10 protein-coding genes are annotated in these 15700 nt (G+C 65.2%); 7 read left to right on the forward strand and 3 right to left on the reverse strand.

Features of this window, described 5'->3' with window-relative positions:
- Positions 1 to 82: 82 nt before the first annotated feature.
- The 3 genes from ABD050_RS09225 (at position 83) to ABD050_RS09235 (ending at position 5254) form a co-directional block, all read left to right on the forward strand.
- A complete protein-coding gene (locus ABD050_RS09225) occupies positions 83 to 718 on the forward strand; it encodes a hypothetical protein (protein WP_343888994.1) in 636 nt (211 codons plus the stop codon).
- Positions 718 to 2049 (forward strand): CsgG/HfaB family protein, encoded by a 1332-nt coding sequence (locus ABD050_RS09230; protein WP_343888995.1) that lies wholly within the window; start codon positions 718 to 720, stop codon positions 2047 to 2049. Before ABD050_RS09225 ends, ABD050_RS09230 begins: the two co-directional genes overlap by 1 nt.
- A 64-nt stretch (positions 2050 to 2113) precedes the next feature.
- Entirely contained in the window at positions 2114 to 5254 is a 3141-nt protein-coding gene (locus ABD050_RS09235; protein WP_343888996.1) for a beta strand repeat-containing protein, read from the forward strand.
- Positions 5255 to 5465: 211 nt separating this feature from the next.
- Here the strand turns inward: ABD050_RS09235 and ABD050_RS09240 are convergent, their stop codons facing one another.
- The 3 genes from ABD050_RS09240 to ABD050_RS09250 form a co-directional block, all read right to left on the reverse strand.
- Positions 5466 to 6422 carry a polysaccharide deacetylase family protein gene (locus tag ABD050_RS09240; RefSeq protein ID WP_343888997.1) on the reverse strand — a complete coding sequence of 319 codons (957 nt, stop codon included), beginning with the start codon at positions 6420 to 6422 and terminating at the stop codon, positions 5466 to 5468.
- A gap of 347 nt (positions 6423 to 6769) precedes the next feature.
- Complete coding sequence (locus ABD050_RS09245) at positions 6770 to 8125, reverse strand: sensor histidine kinase (RefSeq protein ID WP_343888998.1); 1356 nt, start codon at positions 8123 to 8125, stop codon at positions 6770 to 6772.
- A complete protein-coding gene (locus ABD050_RS09250; RefSeq protein WP_343888999.1) occupies positions 8122 to 8796 on the reverse strand; it encodes a response regulator in 675 nt (224 codons plus the stop codon). The genes ABD050_RS09245 and ABD050_RS09250 overlap by 4 nt, the downstream gene beginning before the upstream one ends.
- Before the next feature lie 91 nt (positions 8797 to 8887).
- On the opposite strand from ABD050_RS09250, the gene ABD050_RS09255 reads away from it, so the two are divergent.
- From ABD050_RS09255 to ABD050_RS09270, 4 genes are read left to right on the forward strand one after another with little or no spacing between them, the layout of a single operon-like run.
- Positions 8888 to 10147, forward strand: a complete 1260-nt coding sequence (locus ABD050_RS09255; RefSeq protein ID WP_343889000.1) for an efflux RND transporter periplasmic adaptor subunit — start codon at positions 8888 to 8890, stop codon at positions 10145 to 10147.
- Entirely contained in the window at positions 10144 to 13326 is a 3183-nt protein-coding gene (locus ABD050_RS09260) for an efflux RND transporter permease subunit (protein ID WP_343889001.1), read from the forward strand. The genes ABD050_RS09255 and ABD050_RS09260 overlap by 4 nt, the downstream gene beginning before the upstream one ends.
- The gene (locus ABD050_RS09265) at positions 13323 to 14756 is read left to right on the forward strand and encodes an efflux transporter outer membrane subunit (protein WP_343889002.1); all 1434 of its coding nucleotides are present in this window, start codon (positions 13323 to 13325) and stop codon (positions 14754 to 14756) included. The genes ABD050_RS09260 and ABD050_RS09265 overlap by 4 nt, the downstream gene beginning before the upstream one ends.
- A gap of 3 nt (positions 14757 to 14759) precedes the next feature.
- The gene (locus ABD050_RS09270) at positions 14760 to 15491 is read left to right on the forward strand and encodes a hypothetical protein (RefSeq protein WP_343889003.1); all 732 of its coding nucleotides are present in this window, start codon (positions 14760 to 14762) and stop codon (positions 15489 to 15491) included.
- Positions 15492 to 15700: the final 209 nt, after the last annotated feature.

Raw genomic sequence — 15700 nt, forward strand, 5'->3', positions numbered from 1 at the left:
ACGGCACCTCACACCGGCGTGGGCGCCGCGGCATTGTGGCCTTCGGGACCGAGGCTCCCGGAAACCACAGTAGAGACAGTCGATGCCGCAATCCAATGCCGAGCCCGGCCAGGCCGAGCGTCAGCCACGCAGTCTGTTCGTCAAGGCCATCACGCCGATTCCAGGAGAGCATCACGGGCGCGGCGGGCGGCCATGGCTTATCGTCCTGCTGGCCTTTGCCGTGCCCGGCACCCTCGCGCCGATCCCAGCTCAGGCCAACAATTATGGCGAGAGCCTTGCCTGGCAGTTCAGGACATCGACCGACCGGGTCAATCAGGCTGCTTTGCTCGACCTGATCGCGAAGAAGCGCGGCGGCTATTATGCCGCCCCCATCTACACCACCAATATCGCGCGCCAGTATGTCTGCTCGATTACCGCCAGCGCGACCGGCAACAGCAATGGCCAGTCTGCGGTGGCCAACTCGCCAGCCGTGACCGGCGCAACTGCCACCGCGAGCGGCAATGACAGCGCGACGACCATCGACAGCGGGCGGGCGGCCACCGCAGCCGACACGGTGCAGCGCAACAGCGGCGCGGTCAGTGCGGGCGTAAACGGATCGACCATGACCGCGGTTCGCGGTGTCGCCTGGCAGGCGCTCAATTCGAGCCAGTCGAATAGCGGCAATCAGTCGGCCAGCGTGCTGGGCAGCAGTGCCTGCGCTTTCGGAGTGCTCAACTGATGGGCACATCGACCAGCCGCATCCGGCGCCTCGCCGGCGCCGGACTGCACGCGACCTATGTGTCGCTGCTGGCGGTCGGCCTGTCCGGCTGCGTCCACCTGCACCAGGCAAGGCTCGGCGCCGGAGAGGAGCCGACCCTGATCGGACCGGCGGTGCGCGACAACCGTACGCCCATGGATCCGGCGCTGTCGTGCCTCGCGAGCGATATCGCCGCGACGCACAAGCGGCCGGTCCTGATCGGGGTCGGCGACGTGCGCGACTATACCGGCAAATATTCAGTCAATGAGGGCAATGCCATCACCCAGGGCGGCGCGCTGATGGTCACGTCGGCGCTCGGCAAGCTGGGCGGCGCGGTCGGTGTCGCCGAGCGGTTCGACCCGACGATCGCCGAGCGCGAGCTCGGCTATACCGACAGGCGCCAGCTCGGCGACGGCGACGTCCACGAGGTTGCGGGCCCCTCCGGCACCGGCCACGTCCCCTGGCTGCCTTATTATGGCGGCAGCATCGCGGCCTCGGACTATTACATCGTCGGCGGCATCACCGAGCTCAACTATGACATTCGCTCGGGCGGGATCGACACCGAGGTCAGCCAGCTCGGCCCCAAGGCGCGGATCTTCACGCAAGGCGTCGCGATCGACCTCAGGATCGTCGATACCCGCTCGCTGCTGGTGGTAAAGACGGTCAGCCTGACCAAGCAGTTCACCGGCTATGAAGTCGGGTTCAACCTGTTCCGCTTCTTCGGCTCGGACCTGTTCGACATCAATGCCGGCGCCAAGGGCCAGGAGCCGCTCCAGCTCGGCATCCGCACCGCGCTCGAGGAGGCGACCCTTCGCCTCGTTTCAGCCGTGACCCGCATCGATCCAGCCCGCTGTCTTGCACAGCAGAGCTGGTCCGTGGAGCCCGCGCGCATGACCCTCCCGCAGCGGATGGCGCTGCCCGTCGCCGGCGGCCCGAAAGCCGCCGATGCCGCCATCAATGCGACGCGCGCGGATGGCGGTCGATCCGGCGATAGCACGGTCCAACTGCCGTTCGAGATCGGATCCGCCGAACTGTCCGGCGCCGCGCTGGCGCTCGTCGATCGCATCGTCTCCGCACATGCGACGGGGCCGGTCGAGGTCGTCATCGTCGCGCGCGACAGCGAGGCACCGGATCCCGGCAAGCGCGATGTGCTCGCTGACCAGCGCATCGCGGCCCTGACTGGCGCGCTCACCGCGCGCGGCATCGCGCCAGCCGCAATCACGCCGGTGTGGCGCCCCGATCCGTCCGACAGCGCGATCCACCATGAGGGCCCGGGCCTTCAGGCCATCGCCCGGCTTCGTATCGGCGGCTGAGCGCTCGCTCCGGGTCGCCTCCGGCCCGCTTTTTTCTTCCCCCGGTCAACAGCAGGAGTTTATCATGACCATCATCCTTTCAAAGCATCGCCCCGCGGCACGGCACCTCTTCCTTGGCAGCGCAACCATGGTGCTTGCCGCGATTCTGGCGAGCCCCGGGGCCCAGGCGCAGGTCACCGGCGTTCAGAGCACGGCGTCGCAGGCACTCGTCAGCGACCAGACCGAGCGGGGCGCGACCAACATTGCCGATGGCAGCGACGCGCTAGTGACCATCGCCACGGCGGGGACGGTTGCGGGCTCGACCGCGACCCTCTCGGACAATGCGGTGAGCGCGACGACCCGCGGCAACAAGGTGACGCTGAACCTTGCACCGGATGTTGGAAATTCAGCAGCGAGCATCCAGCCAACGCATCTCGAAGCCGGCAGTGCGGGCGTCGCCGCGGGCGCCGACAGCGTGATCGCGGCGAGCCAGCGCAATCAGGGAACCGTCAACGGCGCCCTTCTCGACGGGTCGCGCGTGACGCTTGATGCCGGCGCCGTTTCGGACGGCGCTCTCGCGGTCGAGCACAACAGCCAGGAGACGATTGCGCTCGGCAATGACAGTAGTGCCGGCCTCGCCCTCACCGGCAGGAATGCGGGCGGCGCCGGGATCGTCAGCCTTCAGTCGGGCAACGGCGCTGTCGACGAGACCGACGACGCCTCGCCCGTCGGCGCGCACAGCTATGGCCAGACAGCGCTTGGCGCGGGTGCGGTCTCGGGAAGCACGCTGTCGCTCTCCGGCAATCTCGAACGCGCGATCGGCTATGGCAATGCGGCAGCCAATGCGCTGAGCGTACAGGCGGTCGGCGTTGCCCCCGGCGCTGACGGCGGCCCTGCCTCGATGGTGCCGGGCCTGGCCGCGGATGCCGCGACGGTCGATGCCGGCTACGGCGTGCTGAGCAGCCAGGTTCTCGGCGCGGCCGTCAAGGCCCGCGCCGGCGAGTCCGGGACCGGGCCAGCCTTTGCCGCCGCGATCGCCGGCGAGCTGACCGGTTCTTCGCTCGCGAACGACGGCAATACGCTCGCGGCCGGCGGCTATGGCAACCAGTCGGCGAACGGTGTCTATATCGCAGCCGTGTCGATCGCGCGGGCTACAGGCAGCGGTGACGGCAGCACCGGCGCCGTCGCGAACGTGACCGGGGTCCAGCGGCTCGGCGATGATGGTCGGGTCATCGCGTCCACCTATGGCGGGGCGGTCACCGCTATTGCCGGCAATGTCGACGCCTCCACCGTGTCGGCCTCGCAAAACGCTATCCAGACCCTCGCAGCCGGCAACCGCGCCGGTGGCAATCTGTTGAACGTCAAGGCTGACAGCATCGATACGGCGGGCGACACACCTTCCCATACGGTCGGCACGGCGCTTGTCGGTGCCGACGGAACCGCGACCACGACGGCCGCCCTGAGCGTCCAGAATGTCCAGGATTCAGGTGATGTCGCGATATCCGCCGGACAACGTGGCGGCCGGACCGAGCTGATCATCGGCGGCGCGGTCAGCGGATCGGTCCTGACCGCAAACTCCAACGCCGCGCGCGTCTCCGCGACGCGCAATGACGCCACCAACGCCGTGACGATCGCCGCCACTGATATGCGCACCAGTGCCGATCTGAACAATTTCCAGGTCGGCAGCGGCAGCCTGATCGCCTCGCTCGGCTCGATCGCTGATCCGGGCGGTGCGGTGATCGCGCTATCGGGCCCGGTGACCGGCTCGAGCCTCACGGTCAGCGGGAACAGTCTCGACGGGGCGGCGACCGGCAACAGTGCCGCCAACACCCTGACCGCGACGGGCGTCACGATCGCTGACGGCAGCGGACATGACAAGGCTGAAGCCGGTCTTCTCGCTGACGGCATCGGTGCGGCGGCGACGTTCGCCCTGGCGAACCAGCAGCAGTTCGGCGTGCCCGAGAGCGGGATCGCAACGCCGCTGGTCAGCCAGGTTGCCGGACGGTTCGCCGCGGCGGCGCAGAGTGGCGCCCAATCGTCGCTCGCGGTCGATGACAATATGCAGCAGTCGATCGCCTTAGGCAGCACCGCGGTCAATCGTCTCGCGATCACCGCCACTGACCTCGGCGATGATCAGTCGCCGGCGCCCGGTTCTGCCCTGTCCTCACTGCAGTTCGGCTCGGCGTCTGTTGTCGCAAGCTCCGCCATGGACCTCGCCGCCAAGGGTACTGGCGACAAGGCGTCGCTGTCGCTCATCGGCAATGCCAACCAGGCCAGTGCCGCGATCAATCAGGCGGATAACGGCCTGAGCGTCGCCGCGATCAAGGCCGACGATATGTCCGGCGGCACCGGCCCCGTGCTCGCTGCGCTCGGGCCGGTGAACGCCACCGGCAATCACGTGCTTATGAACTGGCAGGTCGCTACCGGGCGTTCGGACGCCATAGCGGCCACGCGGTTGCTCACGGGCGGTGCCGGCGATGTAGATCGATCCGATGTGTCGATTGGAAACAATTCGACGAGCGCCGACGCGGCAGCCAACCGGGCGCTGAACAGCGTCTCGCCCGCTGCAGTCTCGGGCGACGTGCCGACGGTCGGCCTCGTCAGCAACCAGAGGAGCAGCGCCGATGTCAGCGCCAAGGCAACGACCAATGCTGCGCTTGTCGGGACCGATGCGGCGGGTCTGACTGATATCGGCGGATCCTCAGTTGCGCTGAACGGCAACGCGACCACCAGCCTCGCACGCGGCAATGTCGCCGATAACGCGCTCACGCTCTCCGGGACCGGGGCGCCGGCACCGACGCCGGCGGGCGCGATCGCAGGAAACGCGGCAAGCGCGCAAGCCGGCGCGACGCTTCTCAATGTCCAGGCCAATTCGGGGACGATCTCGTCGAGCGCTGCCTGGACCAGTTATGCCATCCCCCTGAATGCCGGCAGCGCCACGGTTTCCGGTTCGAGCGTCGGCGTGACCGGCAACACAGTTTCTGCTGCCGCTTACGGCAATGCCGCGAATAATGTGATCACCGCGACATCGCTCGGCGGCATGCCGGGCGTGGCCTTGGCGAGCAGCCAGGTCAATTCCGGCGCCGTGTCCGCCCAGGTAACAGGGGCGGCCGATCGCCTCCTCTCCAGCGCGGTGAGCGGCGGCGCGCTGTCGGTATCCGGCAACCGGATCGTCGCGGCTGCTACGGGAAATCAGGCCGCCAGCACGATTGCCGCAACGCGCTGAGGATTCCACGCGGGCGGGCCAGCGCCTCATGCCTGGCCCGGCAAGCGGGAAGGGCCGCCGCGTCCGCCCTGCGTGGCGGCCCTTCGAGTAGGAAGACCGCGCTTTCAGGCAATTGATCGCGCCGGTGTTCGGCTCGGGCGTGGGGGAAAATGCGGAAAAAGGCTGTGGTGAGCGAGGAGGCGTGCCCACCGCGCCGCACCCTATATCCGTGTCAGCGGTCCGGATCGATCCTGTCATATGCAATCTCGATCTCCTTTGGCACCTCGCTGAAGCTGTCCCATGGCAGCTCCTTGTGCAGTGCCATCGACCAACGCTCGAGCCACTCGATTCCGTCCTTGCCGGCATAGGGATCGCGGATGCGATAGGCGGGATCCTTCATTGCCTGTCTGAGCGTGATCGGCCGCATGTTCGCGCGCTTCAGAATAGCGGCGAGATCATCGATTGAGTCTGCGTTGAGGCGCGTCGCGTGCAGCAGCATGACATAGGCGATGTCCCTGCCAAACAGCGCGCGAGCCGCCGCACGATACCAGAGGATCGTTTTCGCGGTGTAGTCGAGATACACTCCGCGGATGCGCTTACGCCCCTCCTCATCGTGGCGAACGACAGCATCGTCATAGGGTTCAGCGAACTCCCAGTCATCGGCATCGATGGTGACGGGCGCGATGCGATAGCCATGGCCGCGCAGCCACGCGTCGATCTCCCGCTTCACCGCTTCGGGCGTTCCCGTCTCGAGATAGGGATGCCGGAACCAGCCGAGCCGGCGATGCCGCTGCGCGAGGAGGCCACGTGTCACCGGCTCGCCCCGAGCGATGTCGGCAATATAATCAGCAGCGCCCAGCGTGTTGGGCGATTCATGGGAAAAAGTGTGATTGCCGAGATCCATCGAGGCATCGAGCCATTGCTCGAGCACGCCGATCTGCTGCGGCCTGTCGAGGTCATCGAGCTTGGATTCATTTACGAACCCGGTCGCCGGTATCTTGTGTCTCTTCAGCCCACGCAGGAGCATGGCATTCAGATCGTTCACATATGCCTGGTCCTTCACGATCGTCAGCGCAGGAAGGTCATCGAACGTCAACGCGACGGTCGCGCGTTCAGTCCGCGCTTCCGCTGGACCAGCAGCAAGCAAGACAGCGCCGAGGCACGCCAGGGTCAGGTTGAGCAGCTTCATCGCGACCGGGTTCCTTCAATTCAACGCCGATATTGTCCATCCATCCAGGGCTCGGACAGTCAAGCTTCAGGCGGCCGCCAGCTTGCCCGGGCGAGCTCGAAAATGACACTTATCTAACTGGAGCAGATCCGGACGGGCAAGCGCGAGCCGGCGCGAATCAGAGCGATCGCAACGTGCACTATTGCGACGGCGCAGCACGGGCAGAGCTAGCAATCGTCGGCGCGACCGTCTCTTGAGTCCGACGGCTGGAGCGATCGAGCGCGGTGGAGGAAAGGCGTATAGGTGCTGCGTCCACACCCGCCTGGACGTTCGTCACGCCTGTCGACGATTCCGTTCCCCTCCCCTTTTTACGTCGCGCCCGACGCGGGCGGAAAGCCAAGGCTGAAGATGGCGCCCCCACCCGGCCGGCTGGACATGGAGAAGAATCCTTCATGAACGTCGACGATGCGCTGCACGATCGACAGTCCGAGCCCGGCGCTGTCGGAGCGCGCGCGGTCCGCACGCCAGAAACGCTTGCGAACCTGATGCTCGTCGCGGGTGGTGACACCGGGGCCGTCATCTTCCACCGAGAACCCGCGCGGGAGGAGAGTCACCGTTATGGTTGTTCCTGCCGGCGTGTGGCGTACGGCATTGTCGATGAGGTTGGTCAGCGCGAGGCCGATCAACGTACGGCTGCCGGCAACGGTGACACGACTGTCGCCGCCCCTCAGTTCAATCGCATGCTGCTCTCCCAGAATCGTCGGGACCATGTCGGCAATGATTTCTCGTGCAAGGGCTCCAAGGTCCACCGCCTCCCGCTGATCGGCCGTGAACCTTTCAAGCGAAGCAAGGTCGCGAACCTGGGAGACCACGTGCGACAGTCGTTCGACCTGTCTGTCGAGCGCTAAACGCACCGCGGCATCTTCGACTGAATCAAGCCGTACGCGCAATGCAGCCAATGGAGTCCGCAGCTCATGCGCCACGTTGGAGACGAACTCGCCCTGCTGCCGAAAGCCCGCCTCCAGCCGGTCCAGTAACCGATTTGTCGCATGGACAAGCGGCAAGATCTCGTCCGGAATTCGACTTTCGTCCAGTCGCATGTGCAGGCGCGTCGTGCTGATGTCAGCGGCGCTACGTGAGACCGCGCGGACCTCGAGCACCAGGCGGCGGATCGCAAGACTGTTGATGATCGGCAGTAGCAGAAGGATGGGAAGCAATATCCCAAGATATTCCCAGAGAAAGGACCGGGAGACGTCGTCAATGATTGCGCCTGGACCGCTTTCATCCTGCGAAACGATGATCCAGAGAGTGCCAAAGGCAGTGAAGACGGGCAGACTGACGCCGACGAAGTGACCTGAGCGAAATTGCGACGGGATGGTGCCACGCTGGGCGTCATGCCACGGAATCGCCCTGCCGTTCAGGCTCGTGGCCAGGATAGTGCCGGCATTGTCCACGATGATGAAGGCGCGCCCGTCATATCCCGTTGCGTAGATCGGCTGAAGCGCGCCGGTCAGCCGCACCTGAACGGTGTGCGGGCCCGCGCGGTGCAAGGCAGCGGCGATTGCCTGGGCCTGATCGATCAGGATGCCCTGTTCGTAACGCGCCGCAGTCCGGTGGAGTACGGCGATCAGGAGAACAGGAAGGGCGAGGGCGACAACGAGTATCGTGACACCCTCGGCAAGAAGGATGCGCGCGATGAGGGACCTAGGCCGCGAAAATTTCATGCGATGAGCCGCATCAGATAGCCCACGCCGCGGATGGTATCTATGCGCGTCGCAGCGCCAGCCCGTTCAAGCTTCTGTCGAAGGCGATGCACATAGACCTCGACTGCGTTGGAACCCAGATTGTCGTTCATCCCGAAAAGCTGATCCTCGGCGAGGCGTTTCGGAACGACCCGGCCGTCGCGTCTGAGCAAGAGTTCGACAAGCTCGGTTTCGCGCACCGACAAGGCGAGCACCACGCCGTCGACCAGCAGCTCCCGCGTCGCGATATCGAACTGAAGGTTGCCGAATGTAAGCAGATTTCCCTGGAATCCGCCCTTCCGGCGCAACACTGCGGTAAGGCGGGCAAATAGTTCGTCGAACTCGAATGGCTTGATGAGATAGTCGTCCGCCCCGGCGTCAAGGCCGGACACCCGGTCGCCGAGATCACTGCGCGCTGTAAGAATGATGATCGGCACCGGATTCCCATGCGCGCGGAGATGTTGCAGCAGGACGAGCCCGTCCCCGTCCGGCAGGCCAAGATCAAGCACGATCGCTGCATAATGCGCTGACGCAAGCATCAGCTCGGCATCACCCGCGGTTTCGGCGCGATCACTGGAAACCGAACGACGCGCAAAGGCACTGGCGAGCGCGGCCGCAAGTTCCCTGTCATCCTCGACGATGAGCAGCCGCACGCCACCTCCTGCGCCGTAAGGTTGATGTAAGCGCGCCCGACTAGTGCCCGGCGCGATTTCCAGCCGCAAGAGGCTGAACGGCCAGGGGCACATGTTCGACCATCATATTGAAGCGCTGCCGGCCATGCCCGGCCTTTCGAAGTCCAAGCAATTTCGCGTCCTGGGCTGGGCCGCTCTTGCCATTCTCCTGACGTTCGGTCTGGTCACCTTGATCCACTGGATCTCGACACCGACCCCAGCGGCACCGGAGGTGCTTCCGCCCGGCGCCTTCCGCGCGACGCCGGATGAACTCGCCCAGCTCAGGATCGAGACTGTTCGCTACGGGCCGGACCCGGGACAGATCAGCGCGACAGGCACGATCTCGGTCGACGAGGACCACAGCACGCCGATCGTGCTGCCCTATTCAGGACAGGTCGGCGAGGTGCTGGTTCAGGCTGGACAGCATGTTGAGCGCGGCCAGCCATTGCTCAAGATCGCCTCCTCCGATTTCGTCGAGGCAAGGAACACGCTCTTCGCCGCCGCCGCGCAACGGGCTTCTGCAATTGCCCAGCTGAAGACCGTCAGCGAGAATGAAAAGCGTCAGGCCGCGATCTATCAGACAGCGGGCGGCGCGCTGAAGGACTTTCGCCAGGCGCAGACTGATCTGGTCGCGGCGCAATCTGCAGTGAGAAGTGCCGATGCCGCGCTCGGAGCTGCTCGCGACAAGCTCGCACTGCTCGGCAAAACCCCGGCGGAAGTGAAGAGGCTTGAGGCAGCCGGCGAAATTGCCGGCATCTATGCCGAGACGACCTTTCACGCCCCGGTCTCCGGCATTGTCGCGGGCCGCAACGTCGCGCCCGGCCAGTATGTGAGCGCCGGCGGCGACAAGCCGCTTCTTACCATCGCTGATCTCAGCCGCGTATGGCTGATTGCCCAGATCGCCGAGAGCGACGCGGCAAGCGTGCACGTCGGTGACCCGGTCGAGGTGACCACGCCTGCCTTCCCGGGCCGAGTCTTCCATGCGGTGATAGACAATATCGGCGCGGCACTCGACCCGACCAGTCACCGCCTTCCGGTTCGTGCGACCGTGACCAATGCGGATCTGGCGCTCAAACCCGACATGTTTGCGAGCTTCGCCATCCAGCGCCATCGCGGAAGCTCCGCGGTTCTGGTGCCGGCTGCGGCCGTCATTCATGAAGGCGATTCAGCGCGAGTGTGGGTCCTTGGCAAGAGCGGCCTGCTTTTCTCGCGCAATGTTGTCGTTACCGACAGCGTCGGCGGGTGGGACAAGATCGGTGCCGGGTTGAGGCCAGGCGAGCATATCGTCACGGCCGGCGCGATCTTCGTCAACGAGGCGGGCCTTGCCGCGTGAACAGGGTCGTCGAACAGGCGCTTCGCCAGCGCATGCTGATCCTCGCCCTGCTCGCCGGCCTGATCGCCGCGGGCGCGATCGCTTTCGCGCACCTCAACATCGAAGCCTATCCCGATCCGGTGCCGCCCATGGTCGAAGTGGTCACCCAGAGCCCCGGCATCTCGGCCGAGGAAATGGAGCGCAACGTCACCACGCCGATCGAAGTGCAGATCGCCGGCATTCCCCATGTAGCGACAGTGCGATCGATATCGCTGTTCGGCCTGTCGGATGTGCGCATCCAGTTCAGCTATGACGTGAGCTTCGAGCAGGCGCAGCAGCTGGTGCTCGGACGCCTCAGCCAGCTCGGCACCCTGCCGGGCAATGCTCAACCGCAGATATCGCCGACAAGCCCGATCGGGGAGATCTATCGCTACCGGATCGTCGCACCCGCCGGCTATTCTGTGATGGATCTCAAGACGCTGCAGGACTGGGTTCTGCAGCGGCGATTCAAACGCATCCCCGGCGTGGTCGACGTGACGGGGTGGGGCGGAAAGCTGCGCAGCTACGAAGTGACGGTCGATAATGACCGGCTCGTCGCCCACGGGGTCACGATCGGTCAGGTCCTCTCGGCGATCGGCAGGAGCGACGGCAATGTCGGTGGCGAGACGGTCAATTTCGGGCCCCAGGCGGCCATCGTACGGGGCATCGGACTCATTCAGTCAACCGACCAGATTCAAAACGTCCTGATTGCGACCAATGGCGGCACGCCGGTCCTGCTGAAGGATGTGGCGACGGTTGGGGTCGGCAACGCGCCGCGTCTCGGCATAGCGGGCGAAGGCCGCGACGATGACATCGTCATGGGGATCGTGCTGATGCAGCGCGGCGCTCAGTCCATGCCGGCGATCACCGCCGTGAAGCAAGAGGTCGAAACGATCAACTCGACCGGCGTCCTGCCCCCCGGCGTCAGGCTCGAGCGCATCTATGACCGGTCGGATCTGATCGCGGTCACCACGCACACGGTGATGCACAATCTCGTCATGGGGGTTCTGCTCATCTTCCTCCTGCAATGGCTGTTCCTGGGCGACCTGCGAAGCGCGATCATCGTTGCGGTCACGATTCCATTCGCGCTCGCCTTTGCCGTCCTTATCCTGACCCTACAGGGCGAGTCCGCCAACCTGCTTTCGGTCGGGGCCCTTGATTTCGGGCTGGTCGTGGATGCCAGCGTGATCATGGTCGAGAATGTCTACCGCCACATGGTCGAACGATCGGCCCATATTACCGGCGGTCGCGGCCACGCGACCCAGGCAAGCCGATTCTCGGCGATTCTCCACGCATCCAGTGAGGTCAGCCGCGGGATCTTTTTTGCGGCCGCGATCATCATCGCCAGCTTCCTGCCGCTGTTCACGCTGACCGGCGTGGAGGGGCATATTTTCGGCCCCATGGCCAAGACCTATGCCTATGCCATCGCGGGCGGCCTGATCGCGACCTTCACCGTCTCTCCCGTGCTGGCTGCCCTTCTGCTCCCGGACCGGATAAGCGAGGTCGAGACCCGGATCGTCAGGAGCCTGCGTCGCCTCTATGAGCCGGCTGCTGCCTTTGCGTTGGCCAATCGCGTGCTGGCGGTCGGCGGCGGAGTCCTCCTCATCGGCGCGGCACTGATCGCAGTGCGCACCCTCGGCGTCGAGTTCCTGCCCCATCTCGAGGAGGGCAATCTGTACATCCGCGCGACGCTGCCGGCGTCGATCTCGCTCGAGGCAGGTCAGCCGACCGTCAACGGCATCCGCAACATCATCGCCAGCTATCCCGAGGTCGAGCGCGTGATCTCGACTCATGGCCGCCCCGACGATGGCACTGACGCGACGGGATTCTTCAATGCTGAATTTTACACCCCGCTGAAGCCCGCCGCTCAATGGCCCTCCGGTATGAGCAAGGATATGCTGACCGCAGACCTTCAGCAGCGCCTGCGCACGCGCTACCCCGGCGTCGATTTCGAATTCTCGCAATATATCGAGGACAATGTCGAGGAAGCGTCGTCGGGCGTGAAGGGCGCCAACTCGGTGAAAATCTTCGGCCCGGATCTGAAGACCCTCGAGAAGCTGGCAGGAGAGATCCAGGACCAGATGGCCAAGGTGCGCGGCATCGCCGACCTCGGCGTGTCGAATTCGCTCGGACAGCCCAGTGTCCAGGTCGAAGTCGATCGACTGGCCGCATCCCGTTACGGGCTGACCCCTGACGACATCAATACAACGGTAGCTGCCGCCGTCGGCGGCCAAAGCCGGGGCGACTTGTATGAGCGCGGCACAGATCGACATTTCCCGATCGTGGTGAGGCTGAGGGCGGAGCAGCGCGACAGCCTCGAGGCGATCCGGCGTATCACAATCGGCGCACCGGCCCCAAACGGCAGCGGCCTCATTCAGGTCCCCTTATCCGAGGTCGCATCCGTGCGGCTCACGTCCGGGGCCTCCTTCATCTACCGGGAACATCAGGAGCGCTATGTCCCGATCAAGTTCAGCGTGCGCGACCGCGATCTGGGCAGCGCCGTCGGCGAAGCGCGCTCCCGAATCGCCCGCAATGTGAAACTGCCATCCGGCTACCATCTCGAATGGGCAGGCGAACTTGCGAATCTGACCAGCGCGGCCGCTCGGCTCGAGATCGTCGTACCGATCAGCCTGGGGCTGATCCTCATCCTTCTCTACGCCAATTTCACCTCGCTCATCGACACCATGCTCGCCTTCTCGGTCATCCCGATGGCGATCGTCGGCGGCGTCCTGGCCCTGGCGCTGACCGGCACTGCCTTCAGCATCTCGGCCGCGATCGGGTTCGTCGCCCTGTTCGGCATAGCGGTCATGGATGGTATCCTGATGGTCACGACGTTCAACCAGGCGATCGGGGAAGGCGCTTCGCGAGCGGCCGCAATCGCGGCCACGGTACACAAGAGCATGCGTCCCGTGATCATGACCTGCCTCGCTGCCGCGATCGGCCTGCTGCCGGCCGCCCTTTCAAGCGGGATTGGTAGTCAAGTGCAGAAACCGCTCGCACTGGTCGTGGTGGGCGGCATGACGCTGGCGCCGGTGCTGATCCTCCTCTTGCTGCCGGTGCTGATTGACCGCTTCTCGCGCCGGATCGCACGCCATGATCAGGGGGCGCATGGGCGGTATGTCGGCCACGGCCCCCATCTTCCTCCAGGCGATCCAGCATGAAGCGCTTCTTCCTGCTCGCACCACTGACGCTGGCTGCCTGCAACCTGGGGCCCCGGCATCCCCAAACGGCGATCTCCCTACCGCCTCCAGTCGCCGAATCCGCAATTGGGCCGGCGTCCGGTCCCGCCCAACGAATAGAGCCTGGCGCGCGCGTCAGGGCCGACTGGTGGCGCGCGTTCGGCTCGGATGCGCTTGATGAGCTGGTCGACCGCGCGCTCCGCACGAACAACGATCTCGCCAGCGCCGAGGCATCGCTGCGGCAGGCGCGCGAACAAAGCGCGGTGGCGGCGGGAAGCGCGCTGCCGCAGGTCGATGCCAGCTATCAGACGCAGCGGCTTAGGGCGTCAAAAACGCTCGCGAATCCGCTGCCGGACCCCAATATTTACCTCTACACATTGCACACAGCACAGCTCACGGTCAGCTATCCTCTCGACGTGTTCGGCCAGGGCCGCAGCAGGATCGCTTCGGCACGAGCGGCAGCGGAGGTCGCGCGGTATCGCCTGCTCGCTGCGCGCAACACCGTCGTCGCCAATCTCGTCGGCGCAGTGATCACCCAGGCATCGCTGGCCGCCCAGATCGATGCCGCGCGCGCCGGAATAGAGTCCAACGCCGACCTGCTCGCCCTCCTGCGCAGGCGTCAGGCGCTGGGCGATATCGGCGCAGTCGACGTCGCTGCCCAACAAACGCTGCTGGCGACGGCGGAAGGCGCCCTGCCGCCGCTGCTCCGGCAGCGCGAGCACCAGCTTGGCTTGATTGCCACGCTGACCGGCACCGCACCAGGCGGCGCTCCGCCACGGCTACCAACGTTAGCGGATCTGAAGCTTCCGCAAAGACTTCCAGTCGCCCTGCCTTCGGCGATCATCGACAACCGGCCCGACGTGCGCGCCGCCGAAGCGCAGATGCGGGGTGCCGCCGCCGATGTCGGAACCGCCATAGCGGCGCGATTGCCGAGCTTCAGCCTGGGGGCGACGCTCGGCGGGCAGGCCACGCGGATCTCGGACCTATTTGCATCGGGAAATCCATTCTGGTCACTGCTCGGCGGCGTCACGCAGCCCCTGTTCCACGGCGGCGCCCTGCGCCATCAGCAACGGGCAGCCGAGGCAGCTCTCGACGGCGCCGAGGCGCAATATCGGTCAACGGCGATTCAGGCCTTCGCCGACGTCAGCGACGCCATGGCCGGTCTCAAGACCGACGGCGACGCAGTGGATGCAGCGCTCCGCGCCGATGAGGCAGCCACGCAGAATCTCCGTTTCTCGCGACGTCAGCTCGAACTCGGCGGCGTCGGGACGCTTGGACTGCTGAACGCGAGCGCGGCCGCGGCACAGGCATCGCTGCAACTGATCCAGGCTCAGTCAGCCCGGCTCAGCGACACCATTGCGCTGTTCCAGGCACTCGGCGGCGGCGTCCTATCCCAATCTGGTGAGGAATAAGTCATGAGTGGTGTCATCGGAGCGGTGAGCAACAAGTTCATTCTCATAACGGCAACGCTGATATTGCCCGTGACCATCAACGGGCACACTGCTCATGGCGCGATCGACCCGGCGCTGAAGGACACGGTGGTAAGCCCGCGGTTCGCGGCCAGGCTTCATTTGGGCAACGAAGCCGCCCCGTTGAAGGGAACCGTCGCAAAGCTTCGTCGACCTCTCACTATCGGGATAGGCGCCGAGAATTTCGACATCGACACAGTCGAGATCGGGCGAGATCAATGCTGCGCGGATCGCGACTTCGTGATCGGCCGGGACATTCTCGCCGCACATGTGTTCGAAATCGATTTCGTCCACCGCACGATACGGCTCGTGCTTCCGTTCGAATATCGGCGTGCAACGCAGCACCTCCAATCGATTGCTCTGATGCAAGGTCCGGACGGATCGCGCATGCTCCCCATCCAAGTCGGCGATTCCCCGGCTGTCGAGGCGGTGCTCGACCTAGCGGATCCCGGCGCATTGAAGGTCGACCGGGCCACTCTTTCAGCCACGCATTCTCTGAGCGCCGGGGAGCCTCGACCGGTGAGGAGTGGCGATGCGACAATCGGTAATCTCGAGTTAGGGCTTGCGGACGGGAAGCAGCGCTTAGCTCCAGCTGCGATTGGCATGGGCGCCTTTGCCGGTTCACGGATCATTCTCGACCTCCCGCACGACCAGCTCTGGGTCGCACGGAAATCCTAGATATGGACTCTCGATTAGCGGCTTTCTGGCACCCGTCGGCCGGACACGTTGCCCGGACCCGAAAGGCTGAAGATCCTGGGGCGGGCAGGTCAAGCAGAATTGCGCAACGCGACATTCGCGCGCGGTTCACCTTACCAGCCTCATTCAACGATTTGGCCGACCGGTTGCTGCACCGGACGGGCAGACGACGTCACCACTGCCCTTTCATC

The organism is Sphingomonas oligophenolica (assembly GCF_039522915.1).
GTDB classification, from domain to species: domain Bacteria; phylum Pseudomonadota; class Alphaproteobacteria; order Sphingomonadales; family Sphingomonadaceae; genus Sphingomonas; species Sphingomonas oligophenolica.

Bases quoted from the DNA above. Each gene is read 5' to 3' on its own strand.
- ABD050_RS09255 (WP_343889000.1), top strand. From the start codon at position 8,888: ATGTTCGACCATCATATTGAAGCGCTGCCGGCCATGCCCGGCCTTTCG.
- ABD050_RS09245 (WP_343888998.1), bottom strand. From the start codon at position 8,125: ATGAAATTTTCGCGGCCTAGGTCCCTCATCGCGCGCATCCTTCTTGCC.
- ABD050_RS09270 (WP_343889003.1), top strand. From the start codon at position 14,760: ATGAGTGGTGTCATCGGAGCGGTGAGCAACAAGTTCATTCTCATAACG.
- ABD050_RS09235 (WP_343888996.1), top strand. From the start codon at position 2,114: ATGACCATCATCCTTTCAAAGCATCGCCCCGCGGCACGGCACCTCTTC.
- ABD050_RS09225 (WP_343888994.1), top strand. From the start codon at position 83: ATGCCGCAATCCAATGCCGAGCCCGGCCAGGCCGAGCGTCAGCCACGC.
- ABD050_RS09230 (WP_343888995.1), top strand. From the start codon at position 718: ATGGGCACATCGACCAGCCGCATCCGGCGCCTCGCCGGCGCCGGACTG.
- ABD050_RS09265 (WP_343889002.1), top strand. From the start codon at position 13,323: ATGAAGCGCTTCTTCCTGCTCGCACCACTGACGCTGGCTGCCTGCAAC.
- ABD050_RS09240 (WP_343888997.1), bottom strand. From the start codon at position 6,422: ATGAAGCTGCTCAACCTGACCCTGGCGTGCCTCGGCGCTGTCTTGCTT.